Consider the following 19,700-nt stretch of genomic DNA (forward strand, 5'->3'; position numbering starts at 1 on the left):
CCGGCTAAAACGATCGCCACACTCAGACCATTCCTGACAGTCTTCCATATTTCCTCCATTTTTCCGCTGTGTTAGCTGACTAAACTAGTATCATTCCCCGAAGTGTTTCAGGATGAGAACGTATAACGATGAAAGGCAGTAACAAATCCCGCTGGGCAATCGCCGCTGGCATCATTGTGGTGGCCGTTGCCGCCGCCTGGTACTGGCACAGCCAATCCGCAAATTCCGCAGCCCCCGCTGGTGCCAATAACGCATCGCAGCGCCCGGCAGGCGGTGGCCGTCACGGCATGCGTGGCGGCGCGCTGGCACCGGTACAGGCTGCCACGGCGATGAGTAAAGCCGTTCCGCGTTATCTGACCGGTCTCGGCACGATTACCGCCGCGAACACCGCGACGGTGCGCAGCCGCGTTGACGGCCAGCTCATCGCGATCCACTTCCAGGAAGGGCAGCAGGTCAAAGCCGGCGATCTGCTGGCCGAAATCGACCCGAGCCAGTTTAAGGTCGCCCTCGCCCAGGCGCAGGGGCAGCTCGCGAAAGACAAAGCCACCCTCGCCAACGCCCGTCGCGATTTAGCGCGCTACCAGCAGCTGGTGAAAACCAACCTCGTGTCACGTCAGGAGCTGGACACCCAGCAGTCGCTGGTCAGCGAAACGCAGGGCACCATCAAAGCCGACGAAGCTGCCGTAGCAAGCGCACAGCTGCAGCTGGACTGGAGCCGCATCACCGCGCCGATTGACGGGCGCGTCGGCCTGAAGCAGGTCGATATCGGCAACCAGATCTCCAGCGGCGACACCACGGGCATCGTGGTGATCACCCAAACCCACCCGATTAATTTAGTCTTCACCCTGCCGGAAAGCGATATCGCAACCGTCATGCAGGCGCAGAAAGCCGGTAAAGGCCTGGTGGTGGAAGCCTGGGACCGCACCAACAAGCAGAAGCTGAGCGAGGGTACTCTGCTCAGCCTGGACAACCAGATCGACACCACCACCGGCACCATCAAGCTGAAGGCGCGCTTTGATAACCAGGACGATGCCCTTTTCCCGAACCAGTTCGTCAATGCGCGAATGCTGGTTGCGACCGAAGATAACGCTGTGGTGATCCCAACGGCTGCGCTGCAGATGGGTAACGAAGGTAGCTTCGTCTGGGTACTTAACAGCGACAATAAGGTCAGCAAGCACCTGGTGAAAACCGGGATTCAGGACAGCCAGACGGTGGTCATCGCCGCCGGCCTTTCCGCGGGCGACCGCGTAGTCACCGACGGCATTGACCGTCTGACCGAAGGGGCCAAAGTGGAAGTGGTTGAACCTGCGAAACAGGGAGAGAAATCCTGATGCAGGTCATGCCGCCAGGCTCTACAGGTGGGCCGTCACGCCTGTTTATCCTCCGTCCTGTCGCCACCACGCTGCTGATGGTGGCGATCCTGCTCGCCGGGATTATCGGCTATCGCTTCCTGCCCGTGTCGGCGCTGCCGGAGGTGGATTACCCCACCATTCAGGTGGTGACGCTCTACCCTGGCGCCAGTCCGGACGTGGTGACGTCCGCCATTACCGCTCCGCTGGAGCGCCAGTTCGGCCAGATGTCCGGGTTAAAACAGATGTCCTCCCAGAGTTCCGGGGGGGCATCCGTCGTGACGCTGCAGTTCCAGCTGACGCTGTCGCTGGACGTCGCCGAGCAGGAGGTGCAGGCCGCCATCAACGCCGCCACCAACCTGCTGCCGTCGGACCTGCCTAACCCACCGGTCTACAGCAAGGTGAACCCGGCGGATCCGCCGATCATGACCCTCGCCGTCACCTCCTCCGCCATGCCGATGACGCAGGTGGAAGACATGGTCGAAACCCGCGTGGCGCAGAAAATTTCTCAGGTCTCCGGCGTCGGCCTCGTCACCCTGGCGGGCGGCCAGCGTCCGGCGGTACGCGTGAAGCTGAACGCGCAGGCCATCGCCGCGCTGGGCCTGACCAGCGAAACCATCCGCAGCGCCATCAGCAATGCTAACGTCAACTCGGCAAAAGGCTCGCTGGACGGCCCGACCCGCGCGGTCACCCTCTCGGCGAACGACCAGATGCAGTCCGCCGACGAATACCGTCAGCTGATTGTGGCCTACCAGAACGGCGCGCCGATCCGCCTGGGCGACATCGCCACCGTGGAACAAGGCGCGGAAAACAGCTGGCTCGGCGCGTGGGCCAACAAGCAGCAGGCGATCGTGATGAACGTGCAGCGTCAACCGGGCGCCAACATCATCGAAACCGCCGACAGCATCCGCACCATGCTCCCGCAGCTGATTGAAAGCCTGCCAAAATCGGTCAGCGTGAAGGTGCTTTCTGACCGCACCACCAACATTCGCGCGTCGGTCACCGACACCCAGTTTGAGCTGATGCTGGCGATTGCGCTGGTGGTGATGATCATCTACCTGTTCCTGCGCAACGTCCCGGCAACCATTATCCCCGCCGTCGCCGTACCGCTCTCGCTGGTCGGCACCTTCGCGGTGATGGTGTTCCTCGATTTTTCGATTAATAACCTGACGCTGATGGCGCTGACCATCGCCACCGGGTTCGTGGTGGATGACGCCATCGTCGTTATTGAGAACATTTCGCGCTATATCGAGAAAGGCGAAAAACCGCTGGCCGCCGCGCTGAAGGGCGCGGGGGAAATCGGCTTTACCATTATCTCACTCACCTTCTCGCTGATTGCGGTGCTGATCCCGCTGCTGTTTATGGGCGATATTGTCGGGCGGCTGTTCCGCGAGTTTGCCGTGACGCTGGCGGTCGCCATTTTGATCTCCGCCGTGGTGTCGCTGACCCTGACCCCGATGATGTGCGCCCGCATGCTGAGCCACGAGTCCCTGCGCAAGCAAAACCGCTTCTCCCGCGCCTCCGAGCGAATGTTCGAGCGGATTATTGCCGCCTACGGTCGCGTGCTGGCGAAAGTGCTGAACCATCCGTGGGCCACGCTCGGCGTGGCGCTGGGAACCCTGGCGCTCAGCGTGATGCTGTGGATTTTTATTCCGAAAGGTTTCTTCCCCATTCAGGACAACGGCATTATTCAGGGCACGCTTCAGGCTCCGCAGTCGGTCTCCTTCGCGAACATGGCCCAGCGCCAGCAGCAGGTGTCTGACATCATCATGAAGGATCCTGCGGTGGAGAGCCTGACCTCCTACGTGGGCGTCGACGGCACTAACCCGTCGCTCAACAGCGCGCGTCTGCAGATCAACCTCAAGCCGCTGGACGAACGCGACGATCGCGTCAACGCCGTCATTGAGCGTCTGCAAAACGCCGTCGCGCGCGTGCCGGGCGTTGAGCTTTACCTGCAGCCGATTCAGGATTTGACCATTGATACCCAGGTCAGCCGCACGCAGTACCAGTTCACGCTGCAGGCCACGTCGCTTGACGCCCTCAGCACCTGGGTGCCGCAGCTGGTGGAAAAACTTAACACCCTGCCGCAGCTCGCCGACGTCAGCAGCGACTGGCAGGACAAAGGGCTGGCGGCCTACGTGAACGTCAACCGCGATACCGCCAGCCGTCTGGGCATTACCATGGCAGACGTGGATAATGCCCTGTACAACGCCTTCGGTCAGCGCCTTATCTCCACCATCTACACCCAGGCAAACCAGTATCGCGTGGTGCTGGAGCACAACACGGAAAACACGCCCGGCCTGGCCGCGCTGGATTCGGTGCGCCTGACCAGTAAAGACGGCGGTATTGTGCCGCTGAGCGCTATCGCCACGGTGGAAGAGCGCTATACCCCGCTGTCGATTAACCATCTGGATCAGTTCCCGTCCACCACCATTTCATTTAACGTGCCGGACGGTTACTCGCTGGGCGAAGCGGTGGAGGCCATTCAGAGCGCTGAAAAAGCGGTAAGCTTCCCGTCCGATATTCAGACCCAGTTCCAGGGCAGCACGCTGGCGTTTCAGGCCGCGCTGGGCAACACCGTCTGGCTGATCGTCGCGGCGGTCGTGGCGATGTACATCGTGCTTGGCGTGCTGTACGAAAGCTTTATCCACCCGATCACCATCCTCTCTACCCTGCCGACGGCGGGCGTGGGGGCGCTGCTGGCATTGATGCTGGCGGGCAGCGAGCTGGACGTCATAGCCATCATCGGCATTATCCTGCTTATCGGGATCGTGAAGAAAAACGCCATCATGATGATCGATTTTGCCCTGGCCGCCGAGCGCGAGCAGGGCATGTCGCCGCGCGATGCCATCTTCCAGGCCTGCCTGCTGCGTTTCCGCCCGATCCTGATGACCACGCTGGCCGCCCTGCTGGGGGCGCTGCCGCTGATGCTCAGCACCGGCGTCGGCGCGGAGCTGCGCCGCCCGCTGGGTATCGGTATGGTCGGGGGCCTGCTGGTGAGCCAGGTGCTGACCCTGTTTACCACGCCGGTGATCTATCTGCTGTTTGACCGTCTGGCGCTGTGGGCCAAAAGCCGCTTCCCGAAACGTGAAGAGGAGGCGTAAGTGAAGTTTTTCGCCCTCTTCATTTACCGTCCGGTGGCGACGATTTTACTCTCCGTCGCCATCACCCTTTGCGGCGTTCTGGGCTTCCGGCTGCTGCCCGTCGCCCCGCTGCCGCAGGTGGATTTCCCGGTGATCATGGTCAGCGCCTCGCTGCCGGGTGCGTCGCCGGAAACCATGGCGTCGTCGGTCGCCACGCCGCTGGAGCGTTCCCTTGGGCGGATTGCGGGGGTCAACGAGATGACCTCCAGCAGCTCGCTGGGCAGTACGCGCATCATTCTGGAATTTAGCTTTGACCGGGATATTAACGGCGCGGCGCGCGACGTGCAGGCGGCGATCAACGCCGCGCAAAGCCTGCTGCCGAGCGGGATGCCGAGCCGTCCGACCTACCGCAAGGCCAACCCGTCCGATGCGCCGATCATGATCCTGACGCTGACCTCGGACACCTATTCTCAGGGGCAGCTCTACGACTTTGCGTCGACCCAGCTGGCGCAGACGATCTCACAAATCAACGGCGTGGGCGACGTGAGCGTCGGCGGCAGTTCCCTGCCCGCCGTGCGCGTGGGGCTGAACCCGCAGGCGCTGTTTAACCAGGGCGTGTCGCTGGACGACGTGCGATCCGCCATCAGCAACGCCAACGTGCGTAAACCGCAGGGGGCGATTGAGGACGGCAGCCATCGCTGGCAGATCCACACCAATGACGAGCTAAAAACCGCCGCGGAATACCAGCCGCTGATTATTCACTACAACAACGGCGCGGCGGTACGCCTGAGCGACGTTGCCAGCGTCACCGACTCGGTGCAGGACGTTCGCAACGCCGGGATGACCAACGCCAAACCGGCCATCCTGCTGATGATCCGCAAGCTGCCGGAGGCGAACATTATTGAGACGGTGAACAGCATTCGCGCCCGCCTCCCGGAACTACAGGAGACCATCCCGGCGGCAATCGATCTGCAGATTGCCCAGGATCGCTCCCCAACCATTCGCGCCTCGCTTGAGGAGGTGGAGCAGACGCTGATTATCTCCGTCGCGCTGGTGATCCTGGTGGTGTTCCTGTTCCTGCGCTCCGGCCGCGCGACGCTGATCCCTGCGGTGGCCGTGCCGGTGTCGCTGATTGGGACCTTTGCCGCCATGTACCTGTGCGGCTTTAGCCTTAACAACCTGTCGCTGATGGCCCTGACGATCGCCACGGGCTTCGTGGTGGATGACGCCATCGTGGTGCTGGAGAACATTTCCCGCCACCTTGAAGCGGGCGTGAAGCCGCTGCAGGCCGCGCTGCAGGGCACGCGCGAGGTGGGCTTTACGGTGCTCTCCATGAGCCTGTCGCTGGTGGCGGTGTTCCTGCCGCTGCTGCTGATGGGCGGGCTGCCGGGGCGGCTGCTGAGGGAATTTGCCGTCACCCTTTCCGTCGCTATCGGGATTTCGCTGGTGATTTCCCTGACGCTCACGCCGATGATGTGCGGCTGGATGCTCAAGCGCAGCAAACCCCATTCGCAGCCGCGCCGCAAAGGCTTTGGTCGTTTTCTGATGGCGATGCAGGAAGGCTACGGCAAATCGCTGAAGTGGGTGCTGAACCATACGCGGCTGGTCGGCCTGGTGCTGATCGCCACCATTGGGCTCAACGTCTGGATGTATATCACCATCCCGAAAACCTTCTTCCCGGAGCAGGACACCGGCGTGCTGATGGGCGGTATTCAGGCGGACCAGAGCATTTCATTCCAGGCTATGCGCGGCAAGCTGCAGGACTTTATGAAGATCATTCGTGAAGACAACGCCGTGGATAACGTGACCGGCTTTACCGGCGGGTCGCGCGTTAACAGCGGGATGATGTTTATTACCCTGAAACCGCGCGGCGAGCGCAACGAAACCGCCCAGCAGGTGATTGACCGCCTGAGGGTGAAGCTCGCCAAAGAGCCGGGCGCAAACCTGTTTTTGATGGCCGTTCAGGATATCCGCGTCGGCGGACGACAGGCGAACGCCAGTTACCAGTACACGTTGCTCTCGGACGATTTAGCCGCCCTGCGCGAGTGGGAGCCGAAGATCCGCAAGGCGCTGGCCGCCCTGCCCCAGCTGGCGGACGTGAACTCCGATCAGCAGGACAACGGTGCGGAGATGGCGCTCACCTACGACCGCGAAACCATGTCGCGGCTGGGCATTAACGTTGAAGCCGCCAATAGCCTGCTGAACAACGCCTTCGGCCAGCGCGAGATCTCCACCATCTATCAGCCGATGAACCAGTACAAGGTGGTGATGGAGGTGGATCCGCGCTACACCCAGGACATCAGCGCGCTGGATAAAATGTTTGTGATTAACAGCGACGGCAAGGCGATACCGCTCTCCTACTTTGCCAGCTGGCGGCCGGCCAACGCGCCGCTGTCGGTAAACCATCAGGGGCTGTCGGCGGCGTCGACCATCTCCTTTAACCTGCCCGCCGGTTCGTCGCTTTCCGAGGCCAGCGACGCGATCAACCGCGCGATGACGCAGCTTGGCGTGCCGTCCACCGTGCGCGGCAGCTTTGCCGGGACCGCGCAGGTGTTCCAGGAGACGATGAACTCGCAGGTGATTTTGATTCTGGCGGCGATTGCCACGGTTTATATTGTGCTGGGCGTGCTGTACGAAAGTTACGTTCACCCGCTGACCATTCTCTCGACGCTGCCGTCGGCGGGCGTGGGGGCGCTGCTGGCGCTGGAGCTGTTCGGCGCGCCGTTCAGCCTGATCGCGCTTATCGGGATCATGCTATTAATCGGCATCGTGAAGAAAAACGCCATCATGATGGTGGACTTCGCCCTGGACGCCCAGCGCAACGGCAACCTGACGCCGGAGGAGGCGATCTTCCAGGCCTGCCTGCTGCGTTTTCGTCCGATCATGATGACCACCCTGGCGGCGCTCTTTGGCGCGCTGCCGCTGGTGATTTCCGGCGGCGACGGCTCAGAGCTGCGCCAGCCGCTGGGGATCACCATTGTCGGCGGTCTGGTGATGAGCCAGCTGCTGACGCTGTACACCACGCCGGTGGTCTATCTGTTCTTTGACCGCCTGCGGCTGCGCTTTTCGCGTAAAAACAGAACCACGGTGACCGGGTAAATGACTGAACTTCCCAGCAACGTTCGCTGGCAATTGTGGATAGTCGCCTTCGGCTTCTTTATGCAGTCGCTGGATACGACCATCGTCAACACCGCCCTCCCTTCGATGGCGAAAAGTCTGGGGGAGAGCCCGCTACATATGCATATGGTGATTGTCGCCTACGTGCTGACGGTTGCTGTGATGTTGCCTGCCAGCGGCTGGCTGGCGGATAAAGTAGGCGTGCGGAATATCTTCTTTACCGCCATCGTGCTGTTTACCACCGGCTCGCTGTTTTGCGCCCAGGCCAACACCCTCGACCAGCTGGTGATGGCGCGCGTGCTGCAGGGCGTCGGCGGGGCGATGATGGTGCCCGTCGGGCGGCTAACGGTGATGAAGATTGTGCCGCGCGAGCAATACATGGCGGCGATGACCTTCGTCACCCTGCCCGGTCAGGTGGGGCCGCTGCTGGGCCCGGCGCTGGGCGGCATTCTGGTGGAGTACGCCTCCTGGCACTGGATCTTCTTAATCAATCTTCCTGTTGGCATCATCGGCGCTATTGCCACCCTGACGCTGATGCCGAATTACAAAATGCAGACGCGGCGCTTTGATTTCTTTGGTTTTATTCTGCTGGCGGCGGGCATGGCGACGCTGACCCTGGCGCTCGACGGGCAAAAGGGGCTGGGCATTTCGTCCCTGACGCTGGGCGTTCTGGTTGCCCTCGGCCTTACCGCCATTGGATGGTATTTGCGGCACGCTCGCGGTAATGACAAGGCGCTGTTCAGCCTGAACTTGTTTAAAAACCCCACCTACCGTCTTGGCCTGTTCGGCAGCTTCGCCGGACGTATCGGCAGCGGCATGTTGCCGTTTATGACGCCCGTGTTTCTGCAAATTGGGATGGGATTTTCGCCGTTTCATGCGGGCCTGATGATGATCCCGATGGTGCTCGGCAGCATGGGAATGAAGCGCATCGTGGTGCAGGTGGTGAACCGCTTTGGCTACCGTCACGTGCTGGTGACCGCCACGCTGGGGCTGGCGCTGGTGAGCCTGCTGTTTATGGCCGTGGCGCTGATGGGCTGGTACTACGTCCTGCCGCTGGTGCTGTTCTGCCAGGGGATCGTCAACTCCATGCGCTTCTCGTCGATGAATACCCTGACGCTGAAGGATCTCCCGGACGAGCTGGCGAGCAGCGGCAACAGCCTGCTGTCGATGATCATGCAGCTCTCCATGAGCGTCGGCGTGACCATTGCCGGTTTACTGCTCGGCATGTACGGCCAGCACCATCTCAGCGTCGACACGCCCGTGGCGCATCAGGTCTTTTTATACACTTATCTCAGCATGGCGGTGATTATCGCCCTGCCCGCCGTCATCTTCGCCCGAGTGCCGGATGATACCAGCAAGAACGTCGTGATCGGGCGCGGCAAAAGGAGTGGCTCATGAAATTCTGGCGTCCGGGCATTACCGGCAAGCTCTTCGTGGCGATATTTGCCACCTGTATCGTCCTGCTGATCACCATGCACTGGGCGGTGCGGGTCAGCTTTGAGCGCGGCTTTATTGACTACATCAAGCATGGCAACGAGCAGCGCTTGCAGGGCTTAAGCGATGCGCTGAGTGAACAGTATGCCCAGCACGGCAACTGGCGTTTTCTGCGCAACAACGACCGCTTTATTTTCCAGATCCTGCGCTCGCTGGAGCACGACACCGGTGACGATCGCCCGGGGCCGGGCATGCCGCCGCACGGCTGGCGCACCCAGTTCTGGGTGATCGACCAGGACATGCGCACGCTGGTTGGCCCGCGCGCGCCGATACCACCGGACGGCACCCGCCAGGCGATTAAGGTGAATAACGCGACCGTCGGCTGGGTGATCGCCTCGCCGGTGGAGCGTCTGACGCGCAACACCGACATTAACTTTGACCGCCAGCAGCGCCGGACCAGCTGGCTGATTGTCGCCCTCTCCACGCTGCTCGCCGCGCTCGCCACCTTCCCGCTGGCGCGCGGTCTGCTCGCCCCGGTGAAACGGCTGGTGGAAGGCACGCACAAGCTCGCCGCCGGGGATTTCACCACCCGCGTCGATACCCGCAGCCAGGACGAACTGGGCAAGCTGGCGCAGGACTTTAACCAGCTTGCCAGCACGCTGGAGAAAAACCAGCAGATGCGCCGCGACTTTATGGCCGACATTTCTCACGAGCTGCGCACCCCGCTGGCGGTGCTGCGCGGCGAACTGGAGGCGATTCAGGACGGCGTGCGCCAGTTTACGCCGGAATCGGTGGCCTCTCTGCAGGCGGAGGTGGGCACGCTCACCAAGCTGGTGGACGATCTCCACCAGCTCTCTATGTCCGACGAAGGCGCGCTGGCCTACCAGAAGGCGCCCGTTGATGTCATTAACGTACTGGAGGTGGCGAGCGGCGCCTTCCGCGAGCGCTTTGCCAGCCGCAACCTGAAAATTGACCTCTCCCTGCCGGACAGCGCGGTGGTGTTTGGCGATAAAGACCGGCTGATGCAGCTGTTCAACAACCTGCTGGAGAACAGCCTGCGCTACACCGACAGCGGCGGCGGGCTGCATATCTCCGGCAGGCAGGACAACGGGCGCTTTGCCCTCACCTTCGCCGATTCCGCTCCCGGCGTGCAGGACGCGCAGCTGGAAAAACTGTTTGAACGTTTCTACCGCACCGAAGGCTCCCGCAACCGCGCCAGCGGCGGTTCCGGCCTGGGGCTGGCGATTTGCGTTAACATCGTCGAGGCGCATAATGGCACCATTCGCGCCGCCCATTCGCCTTTTGGCGGGGTTAGCATTACAGTAGAGTTACCTCTGGAACGGGATTTATCGAGGGAAGCATGACCGAGTTACCGATTGACGAAAACACGCCGCGCATTTTGATTGTCGAAGACGAACCCAAGCTGGGGCAGCTGCTTATCGACTATTTACGCGCGGCCAGCTACGCCCCTTCGCTGATCAGCCACGGCGACCAGGTGCTGCCGTACGTGCGCCAGAGGCCGCCGGACCTGATCCTGCTGGATCTGATGCTCCCCGGCACCGACGGCCTGACCCTGTGCCGGGAGATTCGTCGCTTCTCCGACGTGCCGATCGTCATGGTCACCGCCAAAATTGAAGAGATTGACCGCCTGCTGGGGCTCGAAATTGGCGCAGACGATTACATCTGCAAGCCCTACAGCCCGCGTGAAGTGGTCGCCCGCGTGAAAACCATTCTGCGCCGCTGCAGGCCGCAGCGCGAGCTTCAGGTGTTGGACGCTGAAAGCCCGCTGATTGTTGATGAGAGCCGTTTCCAGGCGAGCTGGCGCAGCAAGCTGCTGGACCTGACGCCTGCGGAGTTCCGCCTGCTGAAAACCCTCTCCCACGAGCCGGGAAAAGTCTTCTCCCGCGAGCAGCTGCTGAACCACCTGTATGACGATTACCGCGTGGTGACCGACCGCACCATCGACAGCCACATCAAAAACCTGCGCCGCAAGCTGGAGGCGCTGGACACCGAGCAGTCGTTTATCCGCGCGGTGTATGGCGTGGGGTATCGGTGGGAAGCGGATGCGTGCAGGATTGCGTGACAAAATTTCCCCCTCACCCCGGCCCTCTCCCCAGAGGGGCGAGGGTGTAAAAGTCCCCTCTCCCCTTTGGGGAAAGGGTTAGTGTGAGGGGCAAAGCTTTACCTCCCTCCCCCGCAGCGCTACAATGCCCGCCCTTAAAGTAGGGGATCTCCCCTTACCGCTGCACCAGGTGCACGCGGATCTGACCTGTCATCAGAACGAGAACAAACATGTTTAAACCGGAACTCCTTTCCCCGGCGGGAACGCTGCAAAATATGCGTTACGCTTTCGCCTATGGTGCCGACGCCGTGTATGCGGGCCAGCCGCGCTACTCGCTGCGCGTGCGTAACAACGAATTCAACCACGAGAACCTGCAGCTCGGCATCAACGAAGCGCATGCCCTGGGCAAAAAATTCTACGTGGTGGTCAACATCGCGCCGCACAACGCCAAGCTGAAAACGTTCATCCGAGACCTGAAACCGGTGGTGGATATGGGGCCGGACGCGCTGATCATGTCGGACCCGGGTTTAATCATGCTGGTTCGGGAGAACTTCCCGGAGATGGATATTCACCTCTCCGTACAGGCTAACGCCGTCAACTGGGCGACGGTTAAATTCTGGAAGCAGATGGGGCTGACCCGCGTCATTTTGTCTCGCGAACTGTCTCTGGAAGAGATCGAAGAGATCCGCACTCAGGTGCCGGATATGGAAATCGAAATCTTCGTTCACGGCGCGCTGTGCATGGCCTACTCCGGTCGCTGCCTGCTCTCCGGCTATATCAACAAGCGCGACCCGAACCAGGGCACCTGCACCAACGCCTGCCGCTGGGAATATAACGTCCAGGAAGGCAAAGAGGATGATATCGGCAACATCGTCCACAAGCACGAGCCGATCCCGGTGACCAACGTTGAGCCTACGCTGGGCATCGGCGCGCCAACCGATAGCGTGTTTATGATTGAAGAAGCCAAACGTCCGGGCGAGTACATGACCGCCTTTGAAGACGAGCATGGCACCTACATCATGAACTCGAAAGACCTGCGCGCCATCGCCCACGTTGAGCGTCTGACCCAGATGGGCGTACACTCCCTGAAGATCGAAGGCCGCACCAAATCCTATTACTACTGCGCGCGTACCGCACAGGTGTACCGCAAGGCCATCGACGATGCGGCAGCCGGTAAACCGTTCGATACCAGCCTTCTGGAAACGCTGGAAGGGCTGGCGCACCGTGGCTACACTGAAGGCTTCCTGCGCCGTCATACCCACGACGACTACCAGAACTACGAGCACGGCTACTCGGTTTCCGAGCGCCAGCAGTTTGTCGGCGACTTCACCGGCGAGCGCAAAGGCGCGCTGGCGGCCGTCGCGGTGAAAAACAAGTTCACCAAAGGCGACAGCCTGGAGCTGATGACCCCGCAGGGCAACATGAACTTTACGCTGGAGCATCTGGAAAACGGCAAAGGCGAAGCGATTGACGTGGCGCCGGGTGACGGTCATACCGTCTGGCTGCCGGTGCCTGAAGAGGTGGAGCTGAAGTTCGCGCTGCTGATGCGTAACTTCAACGGTGAAAGCACCCGAAACCCACACGGCAAATAGTTAAGCAGGGAAATTTTTTCGCGCTGGGATAATTCTTAGAATCGGATCACATACCGCTTCGTTCAATACGGGTATTATCCCCCCGCTGAAAAACATAACCCATAAATGCTAGCTGTACCAGGAACCACCTCCTTAGCCTGCGTAATCTCCCTTACGCGGGCTTATTTTTTGCCTTCTCTCTCCTCAACCCAGGCAATGAGTTCGTCGATTTGCTTCTCTGAGAACACGGCGATCCCATTCTCAGCGAGCAATGATGCAGCAACCCCTCTCCCCGCTTTCTGTATACCGCGAAACGATCCGTCATAAATAAACTGACTGCCGCACGTTGGGCTGCCATCGGTTAACAATGCAGCGCTACAACCCGACGCCTGAGCAGCGCGTAGCGCGAGCCAGGCTGCAAGCTGATAATGTTCAGTCACATCCTGCCCTGTATTTTCAATAATTCTGGCTTGTCCGTGCATCACGTCTTTGCCATCAGCGGACATAATCTCTGCCGGAGGACGAGGTATAGGCAGCCCGGCCGCAAGTTCAGGGCAGTGGATAACCAGACGTTGTTCCTGGTGCCAGCGAGCGAGTTGCCCATTCATTCGCGCTTTTTCACTTCCGTTATAACGGACCCTGAAGCCCATCAGGCAAGCGCTTACCAAAATTTTATTCATCATCACTTTCCTGTGATTACATTAATCTCATCGCTGAAGTGTAACGCGCTTTCGTGCCTGTTTTGTTCCTTTCATCCTGTTCTTACCCGCTTTTTTCCTCTCTGCTATACACTCTTACTAACGCTAAAAAAGGGAGCAGCGCGGATGGCAACCTATCCAGACAGTTTATTGATTCTCAATGGCAAAAGTGCAGGTAACGATCCGCTGCGTCAGGCGATTATGGGTTTGCGTGACGACGGCGCGCGCATCCACGTACGCGTGACGTGGGAAAAAGGCGACGCGGCACGCTATATCAACGAAGGGTTAACGTTAGGTATCAGCACCATTATTTCCGGCGGCGGCGACGGCACCATCAATGAGATCGCCTCTGCGCTGATCGACCTGCCCACGGCAGACCGCCCTGTGATGGGCATTTTACCCCTTGGCACCGCCAATGATTTTGCCACCAGCGCCGGGATCCCGGAAGATTTAGAGAAGGCGCTCCAGCTGGCGATCCTCGGCAAAGCCACCGCCGTGGATATTGCCCAGGTGAATGACAAAACCTGCTTTATCAATATGGCAACGGGCGGATTCGGCACGCGCATTACCAGCGAAACGCCGGAAAAACTGAAGGCGGCGCTGGGCGGCGTGTCATACCTGATCCACGGTTTGATGCGCATGGACACCCTCAAGCCCGACCGCTGCGAAATTCGCGGCGAAGATTTTCAGTGGCAGGGAGATGCGCTGGTGATTGGGATTGGCAATGGACGTCAGGCCGGCGGCGGGCAGCAGCTCTGCCCGGAGGCGCTGATTAATGACGGTCAGCTACAGCTGCGTATTTTCACGGGCGATGGCCTGTTGCCCGCGCTGTTTACCACGCTGACGCAGCCGGAAGAGAGCCCGAATATCATTGACGGTAAATCGGCGTGGTTTGAGGTGAATGCCCCGCACGGGATGACGTTTAACCTCGACGGGGAGCCGCTGAGCGGGACGCAGTTCCGCATTGAAGTGTTGCCCGGCGCGCTGCAGTGCAGGCTGCCGCCGGACTGTGTGCTTTTGCGCTGATGTTTCACATAGTGCGCGATGATTCCCTCACCCCAGCCCTCTCCCACGGGGAGAGGGCGTTAAAGGGATCAGGCTATCGTCACTTTGCTGTCCAGATAGACATCCTGAACCGCATTAATCAGCTTCACGCCGTCGGCCATCGATTTCTTGAACGCCTTACGGCCAAGGATCAGCCCCATGCCGCCCGCGCGTTTGTTGATAACCGCCGTACGTACCGCGTCTGAGAGGTCGGTATCTCCGCCCGCCGCGCCACCGGAGTTAATCAGCCCCGCACGGCCCATATAGCAGTTCGCCAGCTGGTAACGGACCAGGTCGATCGGGTTATCGCTGGTCAGCTTGCTGTAAACGCGATCGTCGGTGTAGCCAAAGTTCACCGTCTTATAACCGCCGTTATTCTCAGCCATTTTCTGCTTCACAATATCCGCGCCGATGGTGGCCGCCAGGTGGTTTGCCTGCCCGGTCAGGTCGGCGGACACGTGGTAATCAACGCCGTCTTTTTTGAACGCCGAGTTACGCAGGTAGGCCCACAGCACGGTCACCATACCCAGCTCGTGCGCGCGCTCAAACGCCGCGGAGATCTCTTCAATCTGACGACGGGATTGCTCAGAGCCAAAGTAAATCGTCGCCCCGACGGCCACCGCCCCCATATTGAACGCCTGCTCGACGCTGGCGTAGAGGGTCTGGTCATATTCGGTAGGGTAGCTGAGGGTTTCGTTGTGGTTCAGCTTCACGAGGAACGGAATGCGGTGGGCGTAGCGACGCGACACCGAGGCCAGCACGCCGTAGGTGGACGCCACGCAGTTACAGCCCGCTTCAATCGCCAGCTCTACGATGTTCTTCGGATCAAAATAGAGCGGGTTCGCCGCAAAGGAGGCGCCCGCCGAATGCTCAACGCCCTGGTCTACCGGCAGAATCGAGAGATACCCGGAGCCGCCGAGCCGCCCGGTGTTGTAGAGCGTCTGCATGTTTCGCAGAACCGCAGGCGGACGGTTGTTATCCACCATCACACGGTCAACGTAGTCGTGACCAGGCAGATACAGCTGGTCGGCTGGAATGGTCATACAACGATGCTGTAAAAGGCTGTCGGCGTCTTTGCCAAGCAACTGCGCAATATCAGTCATGTGATACTCCCGTAAGTCCGACGTCGTGTCGGTGTGTGTTTATCCAGTCCCATCTTTTATGGGCAGACTAAGCCTGGTACCGACTTAACAGATTTTCCACCATTTGCATTTTTTTTCAGCACAATCTGCTGGCTCGATTCGTGTACAACAAAACTGTTACATTGATCAAACAATCGCCACAAAGGTATTTAAAAGGTATTATTGAATGGTATTTTAAAGGCGTACCTTATCTGACATGCAGGATTCAAAAATGAAAACGAAAGTCCAACTGTCATTCATGATGTTTGTTGAATGGTTTATCTGGGGCGCGTGGTTTGTGCCGCTGTGGCTGTGGCTGAGTAAAAGCGGGTTTACCGCCGGGGAAATCGGCTGGTCTTACGCCTGTACCGCGATTGCCGCTATCCTTTCCCCGATTTTGGTCGGCTCGCTGACGGACCGCTTCTTCGCCGCGCAGAAAGTGCTGTCGGTGCTGATGTTCGCCGGTGCCATTCTGATGTACTTCGCCGCCCAGCAAACCCAGTTCAGTACCTTCTTCCCGCTGCTGCTGGTCTATTCTCTGACCTATATGCCAACCATCGCGCTGACCAACAGTATTGCCTTCGCCAACGTGGACGACGTCGAGGCCGATTTCCCGCGCATTCGCGTGATGGGCACCATCGGCTGGATCGCCTCCGGTCTGGCGTGCGGGTTCCTGCCGCAGATGATGGGCTACAGCGACATCTCCGATACCAATATCCCGCTGCTGATGACCGCAGCCAGCTCCGCCCTGCTCGGCGTCTTTGCTCTGTTCCTGCCGAACACGCCGCCGAAAAGTACCGGCAAGCTGGATTTCAAAGTCATGCTGGGGCTGGATGCGCTGGTCCTGCTGCGCGACAAAAACTTCCTGGTATTCTTCTTCTGCTCGTTCCTGTTCGCTATGCCGCTGGCCTTCTACTACATCTTCGCCAACGGCTATCTCACCGAAGTGGGGATGAAAAATGCCACCGGCTGGATGACGCTCGGCCAGTTCTCTGAAATCTTCTTTATGCTCGCCCTGCCGTTCTTTACCAAACGCTTTGGTATTAAGAAGGTCTTACTGCTGGGCCTGATAACCGCCGCCATCCGCTATGGCTTCTTCGTTTACGGCGGTGCGGAGCAGTACTTTACCTATGCCCTGCCGTTCCTCGGCATTCTGCTGCACGGCGTGAGCTACGACTTTTACTACGTCACCGCGTACATCTACGTGGATAAAAAAGCGCCGGTGCACATGCGCACCGCCGCGCAAGGCCTGATTACGCTGTGCTGTCAGGGGTTTGGTAGCCTGCTGGGTTACCGCCTGGGCGGCGTGATGATGGAAAAAATGTTCGCCTACAAAGAGCCGGTGAATGGGCTGACCTTCAACTGGGCCGGAATGTGGACATTTGGTGCAATCATGATTGCCGTGATTGCCGTGCTGTTTATGCTGTTTTTCCGCGAATCGGATAAAGAGATCACCGCAATTGAGGTGGTTGATGGCGATACCGCGCTGACACAAGGGGAAGTTAAATGAAACAAGACCGTATTCTCGGGGCCCTCTACGGCCAGGCGTTAGGGGATGCGATGGGCATGCCGTCGGAGCTGTGGCCGAGAAAGCGCGTCAAGGCGCACTTCGGCTGGATCGACCGCTTTTTACCCGGCCCGGCAGAGAATAACGCGGCCTGCTATTTCAAACAGGCAGAGTTCACCGACGATACCTCAATGGCGCTGTGCCTGGCAGATGCGATCGTGGAGTGCGACGGGGAGATTAACGCGGACGTTATCGGCAAGCATATCCTGAACTGGGCGCTCGACTTCGACGCGTTTAACAAAAACGTGCTCGGCCCGACCTCGAAAATCGCGCTTAACGCGATCCGTGACGGGAAGCCGGTCAGCGAGCTGGACAACAACGGCGTGACCAACGGGGCGGCGATGCGCGCCTCCCCGCTGGGCTGTCTGCTGCCAGCGACGCGGCTGGAACACTTTGTTGAGCAGGTCGCGCTGGCCTCCAGCCCGACCCATAAATCCGATCTTGCCATTGCCGGCGCGGTGGTGATTGCCTGGGCGATTTCCCGCGCCGTCGACGGGGAACGCTGGCAGAACATCGTCGATGCCCTGCCGGGAATTGCCCGTTTTGCGCAGGAGGCAAAAACCACCACCTTCAGCGCGTCGCTGGCGGCGCGCATTGAGCTGGCGCTTAAGACCGTGCGGGAAGCCAACGGTATCGACTCCGCCAGCGAGCAGATTTATCAGCTTGTCGGCGCAGGAACCAGCACCATTGAGTCCGTTCCGGCGGCCATCGCGATGGTGGAACTGGCGGGAACCGACCCAAACCGCTGCGCCATTTTATGCGCCAATCTGGGCGGTGATACCGACACCATTGGCGCCATGGCGACGGCCATCTGCGGCGCGCTCCACGGCGTGCAGGCCATTGACCCGGCTCTGAAGGCCGAGCTCGACGCCGTTAATCAACTTGATTTTGGCCACTATTGCGTGAAACTGCTGCACTTCAGGGAGCAAAGGGAGGGCGTATGAATTCGTTTGCCCAACGTCTCGACACCCTGCACGCCACGCGTCCGGTGACGGTGCTGGGCGCGGCGGTGATTGACGTCATCGCCGACGCCTACGCCCTGCCCTGGCGCGGGTGCGATATCGAGCTTAAACAGCAGGGCGTGAATATCGGCGGCTGCGCGCTGAATATCGCCATCGCCCTGAAACGGCTCGGCATTACGGCGCAAAACGCCCTGCCCGTCGGCCACGGCGTGTGGGCGGATATCATCCGCAACGCCATGGCGAAGCAGGATCTGCATAGCGCCGTGGAGGCCGAAACCGGCGACAACGGCTGGTGCCTGGCGCTCGTTGAGCCTGACGGCGAGCGCACCTTTATGTCCTTTAGCGGCGTCGAGAACCAGTGGCAGCAGCGCTGGCTTGACGGACTTCGGGTTCCGCAAAACAGCCTGGTTTATCTCTCCGGCTACCAGCTGGCCTCACCGTGTGGCGAGCTGCTGACGGGCTGGCTTGAAGGGTTGCGGCACGTGACGGCCTTTATTGATTTTGGCCCACGCATTGCCGATATTGCCGACGCGCTGATGGCGCGCATAATGGCCTGCAGGCCGATTGTGTCACTCAATCGTCAGGAAGCGGAGCTTGCCGCTGAGAGACTGGGAATGGAAGTGGAAACCCTCGGCGCGCAGTGGCAGCAGCGCTTCAGCGCCGCGCTGATTGTGCGCCATGATAAAGACGGTGCTACGTGGTATGACGGTGACGTCTCGGGCGTTGTTCCCGCGTTTCCCGCCACGGTCGTAGACACCATCGGCGCAGGCGACAGCCACGCGGGCGGCACGCTTGCCGGGCTGGCGGCGGGATGGTCGCTGGCCGATGCGGTTCTGCTGGGAAATGCCGTGGCGTCGTGGGTGGTCAGCCACCGGGGCGGCGACAGCGCCCCGACTCGCGACGAATTACTCCTCGCACACAAAGACGTATAGGTCGCTGCGACAGTAGCTGATGCTGTACTCTATCGGCCGGTGCTGCTGGTCAAGCGCAACCTGCTTAATCACCAGCACCGGTATTTTGTCATCCATTTTGATGTGCGCCTGAAATTCCTTGTCCGGCATGCGGGCGCTGACCCGTGAACGGGTGCGCTGCGGGAAGATATTCTGGCTGCGGAAATAGTCGTACAGCGAAATGCCAATCGCATCCGGATCGGGAATGAGCCCGACCGGCACCCAGGACTCTTCAATAGATACCGCGTCGTCGTCAACGTAGCGAATGCGTTTGAGCAGGAAAACCTCGCTCTCCGGGGGAATTGAAAGGTGATTGGCCACCTCATCCGGGCACTTCACCACCCGTTTGTTGACCCACAGCGTATTGGGCTTTTGGCCGCGCAGCACTACCTGCTGTGAGAACCCGCGCGCCGCCTTGAGCGAATACTCAAAGATGTTGTTGATTTGCGTCCCGTAGCCCCGGGCCCGCGTCACCACGCCCTCAGCCTCCAGCGCCTGCATCGCTTTACGCACGGTAATGCGCGACACCCCGGTTAACTGGCTTAAATCGCGCTCGCCGGGGAGAATATTCCCGTGCTCCAGCACGCCGCTGCGCACCGCGTTTTTAACCGTTTCGGCAAATTTCAGGTACAGCGGCGTGTTGTCCGGCGCGGCGATCCGTTCATTCAGTTGAGCGATTAACCGGGTATGCGCTTGTTCCATCTCTGTTTTTCTCAGGCGTGGTGTTTCTTGCCAGTATAAG

Annotated in this window: 14 protein-coding genes; 11 read left to right on the forward strand and 3 right to left on the reverse strand. The window is 60.0% G+C overall.

Translation table 11 applies throughout. The annotated features are described in order from the left end of the window. Positions 1 to 128 precede the first annotated feature (128 nt). The 7 genes from MX657_RS15095 to yegQ all read left to right on the forward strand — a co-directional run bounded on the left by MX657_RS15095 (position 129) and on the right by yegQ (position 12,637). On the forward strand, positions 129 to 1,331 hold the full coding sequence (locus MX657_RS15095; RefSeq protein WP_119916960.1) for an MdtA/MuxA family multidrug efflux RND transporter periplasmic adaptor subunit: 1,203 nt from the start codon (positions 129 to 131) through the stop codon (positions 1,329 to 1,331). After that, complete coding sequence (locus MX657_RS15100) at positions 1,331 to 4,453, forward strand: MdtB/MuxB family multidrug efflux RND transporter permease subunit (RefSeq protein WP_346806086.1); 3,123 nt, start codon at positions 1,331 to 1,333, stop codon at positions 4,451 to 4,453. The genes MX657_RS15095 and MX657_RS15100 overlap by 1 nt, the downstream gene beginning before the upstream one ends. Further along, on the forward strand, positions 4,454 to 7,531 hold the full coding sequence (mdtC, locus tag MX657_RS15105) for a multidrug efflux RND transporter permease subunit MdtC (RefSeq protein ID WP_346806087.1): 3,078 nt from the start codon (positions 4,454 to 4,456) through the stop codon (positions 7,529 to 7,531). Continuing rightward, a complete protein-coding gene (locus MX657_RS15110) occupies positions 7,532 to 8,947 on the forward strand; it encodes an MFS transporter (RefSeq protein WP_080329688.1) in 1,416 nt (471 codons plus the stop codon). It begins immediately after the preceding gene. After that, positions 8,944 to 10,347, forward strand: a complete 1,404-nt coding sequence (baeS, locus tag MX657_RS15115; protein ID WP_346806088.1) for a two-component system sensor histidine kinase BaeS — start codon at positions 8,944 to 8,946, stop codon at positions 10,345 to 10,347. The genes MX657_RS15110 and baeS overlap by 4 nt, the downstream gene beginning before the upstream one ends. Further along, positions 10,344 to 11,066 carry a two-component system response regulator BaeR gene (gene baeR / locus MX657_RS15120; RefSeq protein WP_346806089.1) on the forward strand — a complete coding sequence of 241 codons (723 nt, stop codon included), beginning with the start codon at positions 10,344 to 10,346 and terminating at the stop codon, positions 11,064 to 11,066. Before baeS ends, baeR begins: the two co-directional genes overlap by 4 nt. Positions 11,067 to 11,275: 209 nt before the next feature. Beyond that, positions 11,276 to 12,637, forward strand: coding sequence for a tRNA 5-hydroxyuridine modification protein YegQ (gene yegQ, locus MX657_RS15125; RefSeq protein WP_032652696.1), 1,362 nt, complete (start codon positions 11,276 to 11,278; stop codon positions 12,635 to 12,637). Between the two features lie 161 nt (positions 12,638 to 12,798). On the opposite strand, the gene MX657_RS15130 is transcribed toward yegQ, so the two are convergent. Beyond that, positions 12,799 to 13,299 (reverse strand): DUF523 domain-containing protein, encoded by a 501-nt coding sequence (locus MX657_RS15130; protein WP_119916955.1) that lies wholly within the window; start codon positions 13,297 to 13,299, stop codon positions 12,799 to 12,801. Positions 13,300 to 13,440: 141 nt separating this feature from the next. On the opposite strand from MX657_RS15130, the gene yegS reads away from it, so the two are divergent. Continuing rightward, entirely contained in the window at positions 13,441 to 14,340 is a 900-nt protein-coding gene (gene yegS / locus MX657_RS15135; protein WP_346806090.1) for a lipid kinase YegS, read from the forward strand. Positions 14,341 to 14,408: 68 nt separating this feature from the next. Here the strand turns inward: yegS and fbaB are convergent, their stop codons facing one another. After that, positions 14,409 to 15,461 (reverse strand): class I fructose-bisphosphate aldolase, encoded by a 1,053-nt coding sequence (gene fbaB, locus MX657_RS15140; RefSeq protein WP_346806091.1) that lies wholly within the window; start codon positions 15,459 to 15,461, stop codon positions 14,409 to 14,411. A 250-nt stretch (positions 15,462 to 15,711) separates the two neighbouring features. Between fbaB and MX657_RS15145 the strand changes: the two genes are divergently transcribed. From MX657_RS15145 to MX657_RS15155, 3 genes are read left to right on the forward strand one after another with little or no spacing between them, the layout of a single operon-like run. Continuing rightward, a complete protein-coding gene (locus MX657_RS15145; RefSeq protein ID WP_346806092.1) occupies positions 15,712 to 16,989 on the forward strand; it encodes a nucleoside permease in 1,278 nt (425 codons plus the stop codon). After that, positions 16,986 to 17,990, forward strand: coding sequence for an ADP-ribosylglycohydrolase family protein (locus tag MX657_RS15150; protein WP_346806093.1), 1,005 nt, complete (start codon positions 16,986 to 16,988; stop codon positions 17,988 to 17,990). The genes MX657_RS15145 and MX657_RS15150 overlap by 4 nt, the downstream gene beginning before the upstream one ends. Then, on the forward strand, positions 17,987 to 18,940 hold the full coding sequence (locus tag MX657_RS15155) for a PfkB family carbohydrate kinase (RefSeq protein WP_346806094.1): 954 nt from the start codon (positions 17,987 to 17,989) through the stop codon (positions 18,938 to 18,940). The genes MX657_RS15150 and MX657_RS15155 overlap by 4 nt, the downstream gene beginning before the upstream one ends. On the opposite strand, the gene MX657_RS15160 is transcribed toward MX657_RS15155, so the two are convergent. Then, positions 18,914 to 19,660, reverse strand: coding sequence for a GntR family transcriptional regulator (locus tag MX657_RS15160; protein ID WP_119916950.1), 747 nt, complete (start codon positions 19,658 to 19,660; stop codon positions 18,914 to 18,916). The genes MX657_RS15155 and MX657_RS15160 overlap by 27 nt on opposite strands. Positions 19,661 to 19,700: the final 40 nt, after the last annotated feature.

This window comes from Enterobacter chuandaensis, from assembly GCF_039718975.1.
In the GTDB taxonomy this organism is placed as follows: Bacteria; Pseudomonadota; Gammaproteobacteria; order Enterobacterales; family Enterobacteriaceae; genus Enterobacter; species Enterobacter chuandaensis.